The organism is Pseudomonas sp. Sample_20 (assembly GCF_004307585.1).
Taxonomy (GTDB): domain Bacteria; phylum Pseudomonadota; class Gammaproteobacteria; order Pseudomonadales; family Pseudomonadaceae; genus Aquipseudomonas; species Aquipseudomonas atacamensis.
The window spans coordinates 141,434-157,628 of the sequence record NZ_RCOA01000060.1 but is presented as its reverse complement, the minus strand read 5'-3'; the positions used below and the strand labels follow the sequence as shown (position 1 = coordinate 157,628).

Below are 16,195 nucleotides of genomic sequence, written 5' to 3'. Positions count from 1 at the left end.
CGTCTTATTCGTTCCCGGCAAACCCACAGGATAGTTTTTTGGGTGATATCAATATGCTTTAAAGGTATTTAAATTATGGTTTTTATACCTATAAAGTCAGTGCCTGCCGGACGGCCATCCGCCGTCCATGGATTGCATCATTGCCGCTTACCAAGCAGCGTCAGGACGCTTCATGACTTTGGACTACGCCTTTATCCTCAGCACTCTGCCGGCTTTTTTCAAAGCCGTCGGCGTGACTCTGCAGGTCGGTTTGATTGCGATCGCCACTTCGCTGCTGGTCGCGCTGCTCAACGCGACGATTCTGGTGTTTCGCACGCCATACCTGCAAAAACTGGTCGGCTTCTACGTAGAGCTGGCGCGCAACACGCCGTTGCTGATTCAGCTGTTCTTCGTCTACTTCGCGTTGCCGGCAGTGGGGATCCAGGTTTCCGGTTTCACTGCGGCAATCATCACCATGACTTTTCTCGGCGGCGCCTACCTCACCGAAGTGCTGCGCGCCGGCGTCGATGCGGTGCCCCAGGCACAACTGGAATCCGGGCGGTCGATTGGCCTGTCCCACGGCCAGTTGCTGCGCTATGTGATCCTGCCGCAGGCGGGGATCCTCAGCTTGCCGTCACTGTTCGCCAATTTCATTTTCCTGCTCAAGGAAACCACCGTGGTTTCGGCCGTGGCGGTGCCGGAAATCCTCTACACCACCAAGAGCTATATCGCGCTCTATTACAAAACCTACGAAATGCTCGCCGTGCTGACGCTGATCTGCGTGTTGCTGTTCTTGCCGCTGTCGCTGTTGCTCAGCCGTCTGGAAAGGAGGCTCCAGCATGGCCAGTTCGGGTCTTGAACTGCTCTGGGTGTCGTTGCCGCAACTGGCAAAAGGCGCCGGGCAAACCCTGTCGATCTCGTTTCTGAGCATCGCCATCAGCACGATCGGCGGTGTGTTCTACGGTGTGTTGCGCACGTTGAACGTCACGTGGCTGAACGCGATTCTGCGCATCTATCTGGAGCTGTTCCGGGCAATTCCGGTGCTGGTCTGGTTGTATCTGCTGTTCTTCGGTCTGCCGATTTTCTTCGGCCTGAGCCTGCCGAGCTTCTGGTGCGCGGTGCTGGTGCTGTCGCTGTGGGGCGCCAGCGAAGTTGGCGAGGTAGCGCGCGGTGCGCTGCATTCGTTGCCGCGCGGACAGCGTGAAGCCGGGCTGTCGATCGGCCTCAATGCAGCTCAACTCTATGGCTACGTGCTGCTGCCACAAGCGCTCAAGCGCATGACGCCGCCGACCATCAACGTCTATACGCGGATCATCAAGACCAGTTCCCTGGCGGTGCTGATCGGCGTCGTCGATGTGATCAAGGTCGGTCAGCAGATCATCGAGCGCACCTATGAATCGGTACTGATCTACGGTGCGCTGTTCCTGTTTTTCTTTTTCATCTGCTACCCGCTTTCGGCCGCTTCGCGCGTGCTGGAGCGGCGCTGGACGCAAGCATGAGCGCACTGATCGAGTTTCACGGTTTCAACAAATTCTATGGCGCGCAGCAGGTGCTCGATGGCATCGACCTGCAAGTGCAGAGCGGCGAAGTGGTGGTCATTCTCGGACCCAGCGGTTGCGGCAAAAGTACTTTGCTGCGTTGCCTCAATGGTCTGGAAGAGGCCCACAGCGGCAGCCTGAAATTCCTCGACCGAGAGCTGTTGGACAAGGCCACTGACTGGCGCGAAATTCGCCAGCAGATCGGCATGGTGTTCCAGAGTTATCACCTGTTCCCGCACATGAGCGTGCTCGACAATCTGCTGCTCGGCCCGCTCAAGGTGCAGAAGCGCCAGCGTCGCGAAGCGCAGCAGCAGGCCGAAGCCTTGCTTGAGCGTGTCGGCCTGCTGGACAAGCGCGATGCTTTCCCGCGTCAGCTCTCCGGCGGCCAGCAGCAACGCATCGCCATTGTTCGCTCGCTGTGCATGAATCCACGGGTCATGCTCTTCGACGAAGTCACCGCCGCCCTCGACCCGGAAATGGTCAAGGAAGTGCTGCAAGTCATTCAGGGTCTGGCTCGCGAAGGCATGACCCTGCTGATCGTCACTCACGAAATGGCCTTCGCCCGCGCGGTGGCCGACCGCATCGTGTTCATGGATGCCGGGCGCATCCTTGAACAGTCCCCACCCGAGATTTTCTTTACGAACCCGCAAACCGCACGCGCGCAGCAGTTTCTGGAGAAATTCTCCTTCGTTGCAACATCGCCAGAAACGAATCCGAAAAAGGAACTGGAACCGCTATGAAAACTGCCGCTTTGTTACTGCCCCTGCTCAGCCTCGCCTTGCTTGCCGGTTGCGGTAAAACCGAAGAGCCGTCAAAGCCGAAAGTCGCCAGCGAAAACACCGCGCCGGCCGGTTATCTGGACAAGATCAAGGCCCGCGACAAACTGATTGTCGGCGTCTTCACTGACAAGCCACCGTTCGGTTTCGTCGATGAGGCCGGGCGTTACGTCGGCTTCGACACCGACATTGGCCGGCGCTTCGCCAAGGACCTGCTCGGCGACGAAACTAAGGTCGAGTTCGTCGCCGTCGAGCCTGCCAGCCGTATTCCGTTTCTGCAGAGTGACAAGGTCGACTTGATCCTCGCCAACATGACCGTCACCCCGGAGCGCAAGGAAGCGGTGGATTTCACCAACCCGAACCTCAAGGTGGCCGTGCAGGCGCTGGTGCCGCAGGGCAGTTCGGTGAACAGACTCGATGATCTGGCGACGCGCACCACGATTGTCACCACCGGCACCACCGCGGATATCTGGCTGACCAAAAACCATCCGGACTGGAAACTGCTCAAGTTCGAAAAGAACTCCGAGTCGCTGCAAGCCCTGGCCAATGGTCGTGGCGATGCTTACGCGCAGGACAATCTGGTGCTGTTCAGCTGGGCCAAGCAGAACCCGGGCTATCGCGTGCTGGAGGAAAAACTGGGTGCCGAGGCGCCGATTGCACCGGCGGTGAAGAAGGGCAACCTCGAGTTGCGTGACTGGGTCAACAGCGAATTGGCCAGGTTGGGCGAGGAGAAATACCTGCTCAAGCTGTATGACCAATATGTGCGCAAAGAGCTGAGTGATGACACCCGGCCTGAGAGTGTGATTGTTGAAGGGGGCAAGTGGCAGGGGTGATTGCCTGTTGATCGTTCCCACGCTCTGCGTGGGAATGCCTCCATGGACGCTCCGCGTCCAGTGACGCAGAGCGTCACGGGCTGCATTCCCACGCAGAGCGTGGGAACGATCGAATGGGCTAGTCTGGCCAATGCCACGCCGGCTCATCCAGCACCCGCTGCCCGACGATCCCGGTCTGTCCCAACGTCTTCTCCAGCACGATGCAATTGCATTGCGGGTCTTCCTGCAACGCCGAGATCAAACGCCGTGCATGGGATACGACCCACACCTGACACTGCTCCGAAGCGCGAATGATCAGCCGTGCCAGCGCCGGCAGCAGGTCCGGGTGCAGGCTGGTTTCCGGTTCGTTGAGCACCATCAGCGATGGCGGTCGTGGCGTCAGCAGGGCGGCGATCAGCAGCAGATAGCGCAAGGTGCCGTCGGAGAGTTCTGCCGCTGACAGCGGTCGCAACAAGCCTTCCTGATAAAACTCGATAGCGAAACGGCCACCGGCCAACAATGCGATATTCAGCCGCGCGCCGGGAAACGCATCGCTGATCGCCGCGCTCAGTGCTTGCGGATCGCCAATCTCGATAATTGTCTGCAAGGCCGCCGCCAGATCGCGGCCGTCGTGGTGCAGCACGGGCGTGCGAGTGCCCAGTTGCGGCTGACGCACCGGCGCGTCGGCATCGCTGCGAAAGTGATCATAAAAGCGCCAGCGGCGGATGAATTCGCGCATCTGGAACACTTCCGGCGAGCTGCGCAGATTGCCGACCTGATCGAACAGGCTGTCGAAATTCGGCGTGTGTTGTGCCAGCACATCCCAGGCGCGACCTTCGCGGGCGCGGATCATCGGACCGTTGCGATCGACCAGCAGGCTTGCCGGGCGGAACACCGGACCGGCCCAGATGCATTCCCGCTTGATCTCCGGGTCGAGGGCAAAGCATGAAGTGCTCGGCTCCGGCAGGCCCAGGCCGATGGCGTAGCTGAAATCCTCGCCGGCGAACCCAAGGCGCAACCTTTTCACGCCGTGGCGCACAGTCGGCTCGATCGCCACCTCACCGTTGCGCATGCGTCGGCTGATGGTTTCCGGCCCGGCCCAGAACGTCGATTCCAGCCCGCCCTCACGCGCCAGCGCATTGACCACGCCGCCCTGGGCGGTTTCCGCCAGCAGGCGCAACGCGCGGTAGAGGTTGGACTTGCCGCTGCCGTTGGGCCCGGTAATCAGGTTCAGGCGCCCGAGCGGAATGACCAGTTTGTTGATCGAGCGGTAATTGGCCACCGCCAGAGTGTTGAGCATGAAATCCTTCTCCGGGTCACTGCGATACACGGGCAGCATACCTTTAATGAGATAAATCTGGTGTTGGCGTCCGCAACCGTGGAACCCTGTTCTAAGCTCTGAAGTCGTATCGTCTCGACAGCAGCATTTAAGGCCAAGGAGTGTGCATGGCGGGTCCCGGATTGAAAGTGCTGATGGCCGTGAGCGCCATGGCGTTGCTCACCGCATGCGGCGACAAGAAACCTGCTCAGGAATACTTGCCACGGGTCTTTGTGCAAGAGGTCGAACCGGCCAACTACGCCGCCGCGGTGACCCTCACCGGTGATGTGCAGGCGCGGGTGCAGACCCAGCTGTCATTCCGCGTCGGCGGCAAGATCATCCAGCGCATGGTCGATGTCGGCGACCGTGTCACCGCCAAGCAGGTGCTGGCCAAACTCGATCCGAAAGATCTGCAGACCAACGTCGATTCTGCTCAGGCCCAGGTCGTCGCCGAACAGGCCCGCGTGAAGCAAGCGGCAGCCGCTTTCGTGCGTCAGCAAAAACTCCTGCCCAAGGGCTACACCAGCCAGAGCGAATACGATTCGGCACAAGCCGCGCTGCGCAGCAGCCAGAGCGCATTGAGCGCGGCGCAGGCGCAGCTGGCCAACGCCAAGGACCAGCTCAGCTACACCGCGCTGATCGCCAATGCACCCGGGGTGATCACCGAGCGCCAGGCCGAAGTCGGCCAAGTGGTGCAGGCCACCGCGCCGATTTTCAGCCTCGCCCGCGATGGCGACCGCGACGCGGTATTCAATGTCTACGAATCGCTGCTGGCCGAGCGTCCGTCCGATCGCTCGATCGTGGTCAGCCTGCTCGACAATCCCGAGATCAAAACCACCGGCACCGTGCGTGAGATCACGCCGTCGGTGTCGGCGCAATCGGGCACCGTGCAGGTCAAGGTCAGCCTCGACAAACTGCCGCCGGGCATGCAGCTCGGCTCGGTGGTCAGTGCCACCGCCAAGGGCACCGGCAAATCGGCGGTGGAACTGCCCTGGTCGGCGCTGACGAAAAACATCAGCGACCCGGCGGTATGGCTGGTCGATGACAAGGGCGAGGCGCAGTTGCATACGGTCACGGTCGGTCGCTACCTGACCGGCAAAGTGATCATCAGCGAAGGTCTCAAGGGCGGCGAGAAAGTCATTGTCGCCGGCGGCCAGTTGCTGCACCCCGGCATGAAAGTCGAGATTGCCGAAAACACCTACAAGGATCTGCAACCGGGAGCGCAGCCATGAAGCGCCTCGGCCTGTTGTGCATGGCGCTGCTGCTGGGCGCCTGCTCGGAAAAGGAAACGCCGCCGGAACCGGTACGTCCGGTGCTGTCGGTCACGGTCAAAGCGCTGAACGAAGAAAGCCTCGGGCGCTTTGCCGGCAGCATTCAGGCGCGTTACGAGAGCAACACCGGTTTCCGCGTCGGTGGACGCATCGCCAGTCGCAACGTCGATGTCGGCGCCGAGGTGCAGAAGGGCACGTTGCTTGCCACCCTCGATCCGTCCGACCAGCAGAACCAGTTACGTTCGGCGCAGGGCGATCTGGCGAGAATCCAGGCGCAACTGATCAACGCCCAGGCCAATGCACGTCGTCAGCAAGCGCTGTTTGATCGCGGCGTCGGTGCCCAGGCGCAACTGGACGTCGCCAACACCGATCTGAAAACCACTCAGGCCTCGCTTGATCAGGCACGCGCGGCGGTCAGCCAGAGCAAGGATCAACTGAGCTACACCGAGCTGCGCTCCGATCACAAAGCTGTGGTCACCGCGTGGAACGCCGAAGCCGGGCAAGTGGTGACCGCTGGGCAACAAGTGGTGACGCTGGCACAACCGGACATCAAGGAAGCGGTGATCGACCTGCCTGATACGCTGGTCGATCAGTTGCCCAGCGACGTGGTGTTCTCGGTGGCTGCGCAACTCGACCCGAGCATCAACACCACGGCGATCATTCGCGAAATCGAACCCCAGGCACAAAGCGCCACACGCACCCGTCGCGCGCGCCTGACCCTGTCGGATACGCCGGACGGTTTCCGCCTCGGCACCGCGATCAGCGTGACCCTCAGCTCGGCGATCAAACCGCGCATCGAACTGCCGCTGACGGCGTTGCAGGAAGCCGACGGTAAAACCCGCATCTGGGTGATCGACACGCAGAACAAAACCGTCAACCCGCGCGACGTCAGCGTGGTCAGCCGTGGCGACAACAGCGTGGTGCTGGCCGGTGGCGTGCAGAATGGCGAGCGCGTGGTCAGCGCCGGCGTCAACAGTCTCAAACCCGGACAATCGGTAAAACTTGACGAGGACAGTCAATGAAAGGCTCTTTCAACCTCTCCGAATGGGCCCTCAAGCACCAGTCTTTCGTGTGGTATCTGATGTTCGTCGGGCTGCTGATGGGGGTGTTTTCGTACTTCAATCTCGGCCGCGAAGAAGACCCGTCATTCACCATCAAGACCATGGTGATCCAGACCAAATGGCCGGGCGCGACCCAGGAAGAAACCCTCAAGCAGGTCACCGACCGCATCGAGAAAAAACTCGAAGAGCTCGATTCCCTCGACTACGTGAAAAGCTACACCCGCCCCGGCGAATCGACGGTGTACGTGTACCTGCGCGACACCACCGGCGCTGAGGACATTCCGCAAATCTGGTACCAGGTGCGCAAGAAGATCGACGATATTCGCGGCCAGTTTCCCCAGGGCATTCAGGGGCCGGGGTTCAACGATGAGTTCGGTGACGTGTACGGCTCGGTCTACGCCTTCACCGCCGACGGCCTGACCATGCGCCAGTTGCGCGATTACGTGGAACAGGCGCGCGCAGAAATCCGCAGCGTGCCGGGGCTGGGCAAGATCGAAATGGTCGGCCAGCAGGACGAAACGATTTACCTGAACTTCTCCACGCGCAAACTTGCCGCGTTAGGTATCGACCAGCGCCAGGTGGTGCAGAGCCTGCAATCGCAGAACGCGGTGACTCCGGCCGGGGTGATCGAGGCGGGGCCGGAGCGGATCTCCGTGCGCACCTCGGGCCAGTTCGAGTCGGAGAAAGATCTGGCCGAGGTCAATCTCAAACTCAACGATCGCTTCTATCGTCTGGCCGACATCGCCGAGATCAGCCGTGGCTACGTCGACCCGGCGACACCGGAGTTCCGCTTCGACGGCAAACCGGCGATCGGCCTGGCGATTGCCATGCAGAAGGGCGGCAACGTTCAGGAATTCGGTAAAGCGCTGCACGAGCGCATCGACCAGCTCACCGCTGACTTGCCGGTCGGCGTCGGCGTGCACACCGTTTCCGATCAGGCGGTGGTGGTGGAAGAGGCCGTCGGCGGTTTCACCAGCGCCCTGTTCGAAGCGGTCATCATCGTGCTGGTGGTGAGTTTCATCAGCCTCGGCGTGCGCGCCGGTCTGGTGGTGGCCTGCTCGATTCCGCTGGTGCTGGCCATGGTCTTCGTGTTCATGGAATACAGCGGCATCACCATGCAGCGGATTTCCCTCGGCGCGCTGATCATCGCCCTCGGTCTGCTGGTGGACGATGCGATGATCACCGTGGAAATGATGGTTACGCGCCTGGAAATGGGCGAGAGCAAGGAGCAGGCGGCGACGTTCGCCTACACCTCGACGGCATTCCCGATGCTCACCGGTACGCTGGTGACTGTCGCCGGTTTTGTGCCCATCGGCCTCAACGCCAGTTCGGCGGGTGAATATACGTTCACGCTGTTCGCGGTGATTGCCGTGGCGATGATCGTCTCGTGGGTGGTCGCGGTGTTCTTCGCACCAGTGATCGGCGTGCACATCCTCAGTGACAAGGTGAAGGCCCACGATGCCGAGCCGGGTCGCGTTGGCCGGGCGTTCAATGGCGGTCTGTTGTGGGCCATGCGTAATCGCTGGTGGGCGATCGGCGTCACCGTGCTGCTGTTCGTACTTGCGGTGTTCTGCATGCGTTTCGTGCAGAACCAGTTCTTCCCCGCTTCCGACCGCCCGGAAATTCTCGTCGACCTGAACCTGCCGCAAAACGCCTCGATCGACGAAACCCGCAAAGCGGTGGACAAGCTCGAAGCGACGCTCAAGGGCGACCCGGACATCGTGCGCTGGAGCACTTACATCGGTCAGGGCGCGATCCGTTTCTACCTGCCCCTTGATCAGCAATTGCAGAACCCGTACTACGCGCAGCTGGTGATCGTCAGCAAGGATTTCGAAGCCCGCGAGGCGTTGAGTCAGCGCTTGCGCGAGCGGCTGCACAAGGACTTCGTCGGCATCGGCAGCTACGTGCAGGCCCTGGAAATGGGCCCGCCGGTGGGGCGTCCGATTCAGTATCGAGTCAGCGGCAAAGATGTCGATCAGGTGCGCAAACACGCCATCGACCTGGCCACCGAACTGGACAAGAACCCGCACATCGGCGAGATCATTTACGACTGGAACGAGCCCGGCAAAGTCCTGCGCATCGACATCGCCCAAGACAAGGCGCGGCAACTGGGACTGTCGTCAGAAGATGTGGCCAACCTGATGAACAGCATTGTCAGCGGCTCACCGTTGACCCAGGTCGATGACGATATCTACCTGATCAACGTGGTCGGTCGCGCCGTGGATTCCGAGCGCGGTACCCCGGAAACCCTGCAGAACCTGCAGATCGTCACGCCGAGCGGCACCTCGATTCCGCTGCTGGCGTTCGCCACCGTGCGCTATGAACTGGAACAGCCGCTGGTGTGGCGTCGTGACCGCTTGCCGACCATCACCATCAAGGCCTCGGTGCGTGACGAGATTCAGCCGACCGATCTGGTGAAACTGCTCAAGCCGTCGATCGATGCTTTTGCCTCGAAACTGCCGGTCGGCTACAAAGTCGCTACCGGCGGTACGGTCGAGGAAAGCGGCAAGGCCCAGGGGCCGATTGCCAAGGTGCTGCCGCTGATGCTGTTCCTCATGGCGACGTTCCTGATGATTCAGTTGCACAGCGTGCAGAAGATGTTCCTGGTCGCCAGTGTCGCGCCGCTGGGGTTGATCGGCGTGGTCCTGGCGCTGGTGCCGACTGGCACGCCGATGGGCTTCGTGGCGATCCTCGGGATTCTCGCGCTGATCGGCATCATCATCCGCAACTCGGTGATTCTGGTGACGCAGATCGATGAGTTCGAGCAGAAAGGCTATGCGCCGTGGGACGCGGTGGTCGAAGCCACCGAACACCGGCGCCGACCGATTCTGCTGACCGCAGCGGCGGCGAGCATGGGCATGATCCCGATCGCCCGCGAAGTGTTCTGGGGGCCGATGGCCTACGCGATGATTGGCGGCATCGTCGTGGCGACCCTGCTGACGCTGCTGTTTCTGCCGGCGCTGTATGTGGCCTGGTACAAGATTCGCGAACCGCAGAAGGATGAAAAGCCGGCGCAGTGAGCTAGCCCCTGCGATCTTTGGGAAAGGTCTGACTTACAGGGTGAGTGGACTGCGCTAACGTCCCTTCTTCATTCGAAGAGGGACGTGCCATGTCGACTGTTTCCGGCTGGTTACGCGGATGGTTGCTGCTCGCTGGCTTGAGCCTGTCGCCGGCAGTACTGGCCGAAGTGCTGCTGGAAAACCAGCTTTGGCGGGTGCAGGTCGATCCTGCGACGCTGGCGGTGCGCGTTGAAGCCGCCGGCGCTGCGCCGGTGCAGGCCTCGGCCGGTATGCTGCGGCACAAGGTCAGCGACATGGTCAGGCGCGGCAATCGCATCGATTGGCAATGGGACGATGGGCGCTGGTTGCTCAGTGTTGACCTGGACCAGCGTGACCTGACGTTTTCGATTACGGCTAACTCGCCCTCGCAAATCGAGTTTATTCATCAGCCCGCCAGTGCAATGGGCCAGGCGCTGATCTGGCCGCTTGCCGAAGGGCGCTACGTGCCGCACGGTGACCGGGTGTGGCAGAAGTTCCTGCTCGCGCAGGGCGCGCTCGATACCACCCAGGACTTGAGCCTGCCGCTTTGGGGGATGGAGTACGAGAATTTCAGCCTGCACTGGCTGCTGACCAACCCTTACAACAACCAACTGCGCTTCAAGGCCAATGGTGATGCACTGGGGCTGTCGGCCCGGCATCGATTCACATCGCTTGAACCCTCAAAACCGCTGACCTTCAGCCTGTTTCTCGGCACTCTCGATCCCTTGGCCGGGGCCAAGCGCTACAAGCAGTGGCTCATCGAAAGCGATCAATATGAAACCTTGGCGAACAAGCTGATCAAGACCCCGCAAGCCGCCAAGCTGATCGGTGCCGCGCATGTCTATCTATGGGGCAACGACCTGCTCGGCCCTGACGATGTGCGCAACTGGCCGCTGCTGATTGCCCGGTTGCGCGGCTCGGGTGTGCTGGTCAGTGAACTTCGGGCAGCAATGGATGCTGAAGCGCTGCGGTTGCTCGCCAGCGAGACCGTACTCAATCGCTATCAACAGACTGTGATGCTGCGCAGTCTCAATCGCGCGCTGAACGTTCAGGCGCGCAAAACCTGGCAGGCGCGTGCGGTGCCGGACATGCAGGCGCTGGTCAACGGGTACGCTGAGGTGCGCGAGCAGTTGGCCGATGTTCTGAAGGGTACGCTGGCGCCTGATCCTTCGCGCTGGGGGCGCACCTTGTCGCGACGAACCACTGAACGCTTGCAGAGCGCTGGACTTTCGCGTTTATGGCTTGGGCTCGGCGAGGGCTGGGAAGGTGGACTCTGGCACCCGGAGGCGGTGCGCGCCGCCGTCTCTGCGGGGTATCTGATTGCCCCCTATGACTCCTATGAAACCGCGCTGCGCGAGGACGAAAATCCGGACTGGACCACCGCGCACCTCGGCGATCGGGCCAATACCGAGTGCGCGATCGTGGAGGAAAACGGTGCGCTGAAAAGCGGGTTTCAGCAGTCCGGTCACTATACCGATCCGCGATGTGTGCGACCGTTACTTGAGCGGCGCATCGATGCAATCCAGAAGGTTGCCGGGTTCAACAGTTGGTTTCTCGATGCCTATGCCGCTGGGATGCTCTTCGACAGTTATCGTCCCGGCGCACCGATGACCCAGGCGCAAAATGCCGCGGGCAACGTTGCAGCATCGCGCTGGATCAACGAAGTGTTGCAGCTGCCGAGCGGCTCCGAGGATGGCAATGCCGCCACCGCACAGGGGGTCTTGTTCGCACATGGCATGCAGACGCCAGTGATCGGTTGGGGCGATCGCGACATGCAGCAGCCGGGCACAGCGGACTTTTTCGTCGGCCAATGGTACCCACCGGAGCAGCCTGCGGTGTTCTTCAAACCGACCCGATTGAAGGCTGACTACCGACGCGTTCATTTCGCCCCCGCCAGCCGTTTACCGCTGTATCAGGCGGTGTTACACGGCTCTGTCATCACCAGTCATCACTGGTTGTTCGATAACCTGAAACTCAGCGACGTGCGGGTGGAAAACGAGCTCACCCAGTTGCTCTACAACGTACCGCCGCTGTACCACCTGAGTGCGGCCAGCCTTGATCAGCGCTTGCCGCTGATCGTGCGTCAGGATCGATTCTTTCGTCCGCTGCACGAACGTCTGGCGACGCAAGCGCTGACCGCTTTTGACTGGTTGAGCGAGGATCGCCTGGTCCAGCAGACGACGTTTGCCGACGGCACGCGACTGCTGGCCAATTTCGACACCGCTCCACGCAACTGGCAGGGCCGGACGTTACCGGGACACAGCATGACTGCACTGTTAGCGGACGGCAGCGACAGCCAGTATCAGGTACAAGCGGCGCCCTGATTCAGACTTTGCGCCACACGCTCGCCAGCCACGGCTGCTGTTCGCGCGGCAAGCCCGCAGGCCGGTAATAATGCTCCAGCTCGACAAAACCCGCCGCCGTCAGCAACCCGCGCCAGGCTTCGAGATCGTGATACGAGCCGTAGCGCGGCCCATTCCAGCCTTCTTGGTTGTCGCCACGCGGATTTGAACTGAACAGCACGCCACCCGGTTTCAAGGTGCCGTGCAGTTGCCGTAGCACTTGCGGCAACACCTGCAACGGCACATGAAACAGCACGGCATTGGCGAAGATGCCGTCGAAGCGCTCGGCCGGCAGATCAAGCTTGAGAAAGTCCTGCTGCCAGACTTCGCAACCGCTGTCCTGGCGGGCCATGCGCGCGAATTCCTGTGAGCCATCAAGGCCGATCGCCACGTGGCCCATGTGCGTGAAGGTTTGCAAATCCCGGCCCGGCCCGCAGCCGAAATCGAGAATCGTGAAAGGTGCTTCACCGTGAATGTGGCGCAGCAAGGCCTCTATGTTCTGGCTGACATCGTGGTCGCGCGTGCCTTCACGGAAATCCTCGGCCACCGAGTTGTAGTGACCGAGGGTAGTGGCGGTGATCTGTTCGAGGTCGCTGGGCGTTTGCTTCATGTTCGATGCTGTATTGGCGGTGTGAGGGCGGACTATAAGCTTTTTCACCGGCAAAAAAACGCCGCCTGCGCTGGGGCCAGTGCAGGCGGCGATGGGTGCCAGGCTTCAGTGCTGCTTGGCTCCCAGACAATCGATCGAGCGGTCCATCATCGCCTTGGCCATTTCCAGCAGATGCCAGACCGAGAACACCATGGCCCGATCCGCGCCCCCGAGCTGGTCACCGCATTGATGGACGGTCACCGAAGCGCAGCGCAGCAGATCGGCAACATACAGTTGGGCGTCCTCCAGCGTCACATCTTCGCTGATGCTGTAGACGCGTTTCTGTCCAGCCAACGTGACCTGATTGCCGGCCAGATGTGAGTCGACGGCGCGGCACAGTGCAGAGCGATCCTTGAGCAAATCCTCGGTGAACCGCTTGCTTGAGGTAAGGCTGAGTGGCGGATCGGCAAGTTTCTTTTCCATGGGTAAACTCCTGACTTCAAGTGGGAGCCAACCATTTCGCGACTAAACGAGCAGGACGGCGGCTGCACGCGGATCAGTTGCCGGCCGGACAACTGAATCCAGTCACCGCAAAACAGTGACGACCGGAGATTAGCTACAGGATATTTCGGGTACAAGCGGGCAAATTATTCTAGGAATCGTCCTGCAAACCCGCGTGCTTCGGGCTGGCGAAACGACAAAAGTGGTGTAGGAAGCATCCGATTTTAACGAAGGGCATCGCCCAAAATAACGCGATCAGATGGGCGTGGTTGATGGCCACCTGCCGCTATCGACCTTAGCGCTTATTCAGCCCCCGCGCCAGCCTGTCGCCACCCAACTGAATCACCGCCACCAGCGCCACCAGCAAGACGATCACCGTCAACATGATCTGGCTATCGAAGCGCTGATAGCCGTAGCGGTAAGCGATATCCCCCAGCCCACCAGCACCAATTGCCCCAGCCATGGCCGACGAATTGATCATCGTCACCAGGGTGATGGTGAAACCGCCGACAATCCCCGGCAGCGCCTCGGGCAGCAGCACATGCCAGACGATATGCCAGCGCCGGCAACCCATGGCCTGTGCGGCTTCGATCAGACCATGATCGACCTCGCGCAGACTCACTTCGGCGATCCGCGCGAAGAACGGCGTTGCGGCGATTGTCAGCGGCACCACAGCGGCCCACACACCATAGGTAGTGCCGACGATCAGACGGGTGAATGGAATCAGCGCGACCATCAGAATCAGGAACGGGATCGAGCGGAACAGATTGACGAATGCACCCAGCGCACGGTTCAACAGCGGCGCCTCATAGATCCCGCCCTTGTCACTGGTGACCAGAATCACCGCGATGGGAATCCCCAGCAGCAGCGCGATCAGCGACGACACGCCGACCATCAAAAAGGTGTCGATAAAACCCTGCAGCAAGCGATCAAACCACATAGCCCAATACCTCCACTCGTTGCGCCCACTGCCCGGCGCGCTCGCGCAATTGCTCGGCGTTGGACGCCGAACCGCTGACGGCGAGTAAAAGCTGCCCCAGCGCGTGTCCCTGAATTCGTTCGACGCCGCCCTGAAGCAGCTTCACTCGCCCACCCAACGCCGCAAACAACGCGGCCAGATCCGGCTCATCAGCGGCACTGCCGGTGAACTGCAAACGCAACACCACCGCTGCATTTGAAGCCGTGGATTGCGCCTGCAATCGGCTTTGCAGTTCTTCCGGCAAGGCGTGTTGCAGCGGCGCGAGCAAAGTCTGGCTGACTGCGTGTTGCGGATTGCCGAACACTTGCCACACCGGCCCTTGCTCGACCACATGACCATGCTCAAGCACGACGACGCGATCGCAGATCTCGCGGATCACTGCCATTTCGTGAGTGATCAGCACAATGGTCAGGCCCAGGCGTTTGTTGATCTCGCGCAACAGGCCGAGGATCGACTGCGTGGTTTCCGGGTCGAGCGCCGATGTCGCTTCATCGCAGAGCAGAATGTCCGGGTCATGCACCAGCGCGCGGGCGATGCCGACACGCTGTTTCTGCCCACCGGAGAGTTGCGCCGGGTACGCCTTGTGCTTGCCTTGCAGGCCGACCAGTTCGAGCAGTTCGCGAACCTTGTTGTCGCGCTGCTCCTTCGGCACGCCGGCGACTTTCAGCGGCAACTCGACGTTCTGCCAGACGGTCTTGGCCGACATCAGATTGAAGTGCTGGAAGATCATGCCGATGCGCCGGCGCAGGGCGACGAGGCGGTCTTCATCGAACTCGCCGATATCCACCTGATCGATCAACACCCGCCCCGACGTTGGCTGCTCCAGGCGATTGATCGTGCGGATCAGCGACGACTTGCCGGCGCCGCTGCGGCCGATGATGCCGAACACTTCGCCGCGTTGAATCGCCAGGTCGACGCCCTGCAAAGCCGCGACCGGACCTTGCCGACCGTTGTAGGTTTTGCCCACGCCAATAAAGCGTACGTGGGCGCGATTCAACTCGGGATGCAGCTCGGTTTTTTCAGCATTGTGTGGCTCTGGAAGCTCCAGTCGCCGTTGGGTCGCCGCAGTCATGTTCAGCTTTCCCAACCGGCCTGATAGAGCTTGCCGTGGGCCTTGTCCAGCGCCGCGCGAACGGCCGGTGAATGCTGATAGATGTCGACGAACTTGATCAGGCGCGGGTCGGTTTTGCTCTTGGGCTGGATGACGAACTGGATCACGTATTCCTTGTGATCGAGACCGTCGAACAGCAGCGCCGAGCCGGCATCGAAGGTCTTCGCCAGACGGATGTAGGCTGGATAACCCTGGACCAGGTCGGCGTCGTCATAGGCGCGCACCAGTTGCACGGCTTCGACCTGCAGGATCCTGATGTTCTTCGGATTGGCGACGATGTCGTCCTCGGTGGCTTTGTAGCCGACGCCCGGTTTCAGGGTGATCAACCCGGCCTTGGCGAGCAATTGCAGACCGCGACCGCTGTTGATCGGGTCATTGGCGATGGCGACGCTGGCGCCTTCGGGCAGTTCATCGAAGCTTTTGTATTTCTTCGAATACAGGCCCACGTTGTTGATGATCCCAGGAGCGAATGGCACCAGATCGAAACCGGACGCGGCTTTGGCGTTTTCCAGGAACGGGATGTGCTGGAAGTAATTCACATCAATGTCGCCAGCGGCGAGGCTGACGTTGGGCGCGATCCAGTCGGTGAATTCCACCAGCTCGACTTTCAGGCCTTGTTTGGAAGCTTCCTCGACGGCGGCTTCCAGCGGAATGGCGAAAGCGGCGGTGGTGCCGATTTTCAACGGGGCGTCGGCGGCGAAGACAGCCGAGCTGAACAGGCCGAAGGCCAAGGCCAGTGCTTTGACTGGTTGGGACAGGGTTTTCTTGGTCATGATGGTTTTTCCAGTCAGTGCATAAGATTTGTGGTGTCTGTTGTGGCCTCATCGCTGGCAAGCCAGCTCCCACAGGTTTTGTGTGCGCCGCAGACCCTTGTGGGAGC

14 protein-coding genes are annotated in these 16,195 nt (G+C 60.9%); 8 read left to right on the top strand and 6 right to left on the bottom strand.

From position 1 onward, the window contains the following. The first annotated feature begins 172 nt into the window (after window positions 1-172). The 4 genes from D8U70_RS13740 to D8U70_RS13725 are packed head-to-tail and all read left to right on the top strand — an operon-like array spanning window position 173 to window position 3,126. The gene (locus D8U70_RS13740; RefSeq protein WP_071174042.1) at window positions 173-838 is read left to right on the top strand and encodes an amino acid ABC transporter permease; all 666 of its coding nucleotides are present in this window, start codon (window positions 173-175) and stop codon (window positions 836-838) included. Continuing rightward, window positions 819-1,478, top strand: coding sequence for an amino acid ABC transporter permease (locus D8U70_RS13735; RefSeq protein ID WP_071174043.1), 660 nt, complete (start codon window positions 819-821; stop codon window positions 1,476-1,478). Before D8U70_RS13740 ends, D8U70_RS13735 begins: the two co-directional genes overlap by 20 nt. Continuing rightward, window positions 1,475-2,257, top strand: a complete 783-nt coding sequence (locus D8U70_RS13730) for an amino acid ABC transporter ATP-binding protein (protein WP_110644766.1) — start codon at window positions 1,475-1,477, stop codon at window positions 2,255-2,257. The genes D8U70_RS13735 and D8U70_RS13730 overlap by 4 nt, the downstream gene beginning before the upstream one ends. Then, window positions 2,254-3,126 carry a transporter substrate-binding domain-containing protein gene (locus D8U70_RS13725; RefSeq protein ID WP_110644767.1) on the top strand — a complete coding sequence of 291 codons (873 nt, stop codon included), beginning with the start codon at window positions 2,254-2,256 and terminating at the stop codon, window positions 3,124-3,126. Before D8U70_RS13730 ends, D8U70_RS13725 begins: the two co-directional genes overlap by 4 nt. 118 nt (window positions 3,127-3,244) lie before the next feature. Here the strand turns inward: D8U70_RS13725 and D8U70_RS13720 are convergent, their stop codons facing one another. Next, window positions 3,245-4,405, bottom strand: coding sequence for an AAA family ATPase (locus tag D8U70_RS13720; RefSeq protein WP_130929112.1), 1,161 nt, complete (start codon window positions 4,403-4,405; stop codon window positions 3,245-3,247). A gap of 146 nt (window positions 4,406-4,551) precedes the next feature. Here D8U70_RS13720 and D8U70_RS13715 point away from each other — a divergent pair, with 146 nt between their 5' ends. From D8U70_RS13715 to D8U70_RS13700, 4 genes are all read left to right on the top strand, one after another. Next, the gene (locus D8U70_RS13715) at window positions 4,552-5,655 is read left to right on the top strand and encodes an efflux RND transporter periplasmic adaptor subunit (protein ID WP_130929092.1); all 1,104 of its coding nucleotides are present in this window, start codon (window positions 4,552-4,554) and stop codon (window positions 5,653-5,655) included. Continuing rightward, window positions 5,652-6,716 carry an efflux RND transporter periplasmic adaptor subunit gene (locus D8U70_RS13710; protein WP_110644770.1) on the top strand — a complete coding sequence of 355 codons (1,065 nt, stop codon included), beginning with the start codon at window positions 5,652-5,654 and terminating at the stop codon, window positions 6,714-6,716. The genes D8U70_RS13715 and D8U70_RS13710 overlap by 4 nt, the downstream gene beginning before the upstream one ends. Then, complete coding sequence (locus D8U70_RS13705; protein ID WP_071174048.1) at window positions 6,713-9,775, top strand: efflux RND transporter permease subunit; 3,063 nt, start codon at window positions 6,713-6,715, stop codon at window positions 9,773-9,775. Before D8U70_RS13710 ends, D8U70_RS13705 begins: the two co-directional genes overlap by 4 nt. Before the next feature lie 89 nt (window positions 9,776-9,864). Beyond that, window positions 9,865-12,117, top strand: a complete 2,253-nt coding sequence (locus D8U70_RS13700) for a glycoside hydrolase (protein WP_130929091.1) — start codon at window positions 9,865-9,867, stop codon at window positions 12,115-12,117. Between the two features lies 1 nt (window position 12,118). On the opposite strand, the gene D8U70_RS13695 is transcribed toward D8U70_RS13700, so the two are convergent. The 5 genes from D8U70_RS13695 to D8U70_RS13675 all read right to left on the bottom strand — a co-directional run bounded on the left by D8U70_RS13695 (window position 12,119) and on the right by D8U70_RS13675 (window position 16,088). Continuing rightward, entirely contained in the window at window positions 12,119-12,745 is a 627-nt protein-coding gene (locus D8U70_RS13695) for a class I SAM-dependent methyltransferase (protein WP_130929090.1), read from the bottom strand. A 105-nt stretch (window positions 12,746-12,850) separates the two neighbouring features. Further along, a complete protein-coding gene (locus D8U70_RS13690; RefSeq protein WP_016772210.1) occupies window positions 12,851-13,207 on the bottom strand; it encodes a hypothetical protein in 357 nt (118 codons plus the stop codon). 313 nt (window positions 13,208-13,520) lie between these two features. Next, window positions 13,521-14,165, bottom strand: a complete 645-nt coding sequence (locus D8U70_RS13685) for a methionine ABC transporter permease (protein ID WP_130929089.1) — start codon at window positions 14,163-14,165, stop codon at window positions 13,521-13,523. Then, window positions 14,155-15,276, bottom strand: a complete 1,122-nt coding sequence (locus D8U70_RS13680; protein WP_130929088.1) for an ATP-binding cassette domain-containing protein — start codon at window positions 15,274-15,276, stop codon at window positions 14,155-14,157. The genes D8U70_RS13685 and D8U70_RS13680 overlap by 11 nt, the downstream gene beginning before the upstream one ends. Before the next feature lie 2 nt (window positions 15,277-15,278). Beyond that, window positions 15,279-16,088, bottom strand: a complete 810-nt coding sequence (locus D8U70_RS13675; protein ID WP_071174052.1) for a MetQ/NlpA family ABC transporter substrate-binding protein — start codon at window positions 16,086-16,088, stop codon at window positions 15,279-15,281. Window positions 16,089-16,195: the final 107 nt, after the last annotated feature.

Coding starts and splice junctions, on each gene's coding strand:
- D8U70_RS13740 (WP_071174042.1), top strand. CDS start 173: ATGACTTTGGACTACGCCTTTATCCTCAGCACTCTGCCGGCTTTTTTC.
- D8U70_RS13735 (WP_071174043.1), top strand. CDS start 819: ATGGCCAGTTCGGGTCTTGAACTGCTCTGGGTGTCGTTGCCGCAACTG.
- D8U70_RS13730 (WP_110644766.1), top strand. CDS start 1,475: ATGAGCGCACTGATCGAGTTTCACGGTTTCAACAAATTCTATGGCGCG.
- D8U70_RS13725 (WP_110644767.1), top strand. CDS start 2,254: ATGAAAACTGCCGCTTTGTTACTGCCCCTGCTCAGCCTCGCCTTGCTT.
- D8U70_RS13720 (WP_130929112.1), bottom strand. CDS start 4,405: ATGCTCAACACTCTGGCGGTGGCCAATTACCGCTCGATCAACAAACTG.
- D8U70_RS13715 (WP_130929092.1), top strand. CDS start 4,552: ATGGCGGGTCCCGGATTGAAAGTGCTGATGGCCGTGAGCGCCATGGCG.
- D8U70_RS13710 (WP_110644770.1), top strand. CDS start 5,652: ATGAAGCGCCTCGGCCTGTTGTGCATGGCGCTGCTGCTGGGCGCCTGC.
- D8U70_RS13705 (WP_071174048.1), top strand. CDS start 6,713: ATGAAAGGCTCTTTCAACCTCTCCGAATGGGCCCTCAAGCACCAGTCT.
- D8U70_RS13700 (WP_130929091.1), top strand. CDS start 9,865: ATGTCGACTGTTTCCGGCTGGTTACGCGGATGGTTGCTGCTCGCTGGC.
- D8U70_RS13695 (WP_130929090.1), bottom strand. CDS start 12,745: ATGAAGCAAACGCCCAGCGACCTCGAACAGATCACCGCCACTACCCTC.
- D8U70_RS13690 (WP_016772210.1), bottom strand. CDS start 13,207: ATGGAAAAGAAACTTGCCGATCCGCCACTCAGCCTTACCTCAAGCAAG.
- D8U70_RS13685 (WP_130929089.1), bottom strand. CDS start 14,165: ATGTGGTTTGATCGCTTGCTGCAGGGTTTTATCGACACCTTTTTGATG.
- D8U70_RS13680 (WP_130929088.1), bottom strand. CDS start 15,276: ATGACTGCGGCGACCCAACGGCGACTGGAGCTTCCAGAGCCACACAAT.
- D8U70_RS13675 (WP_071174052.1), bottom strand. CDS start 16,088: ATGACCAAGAAAACCCTGTCCCAACCAGTCAAAGCACTGGCCTTGGCC.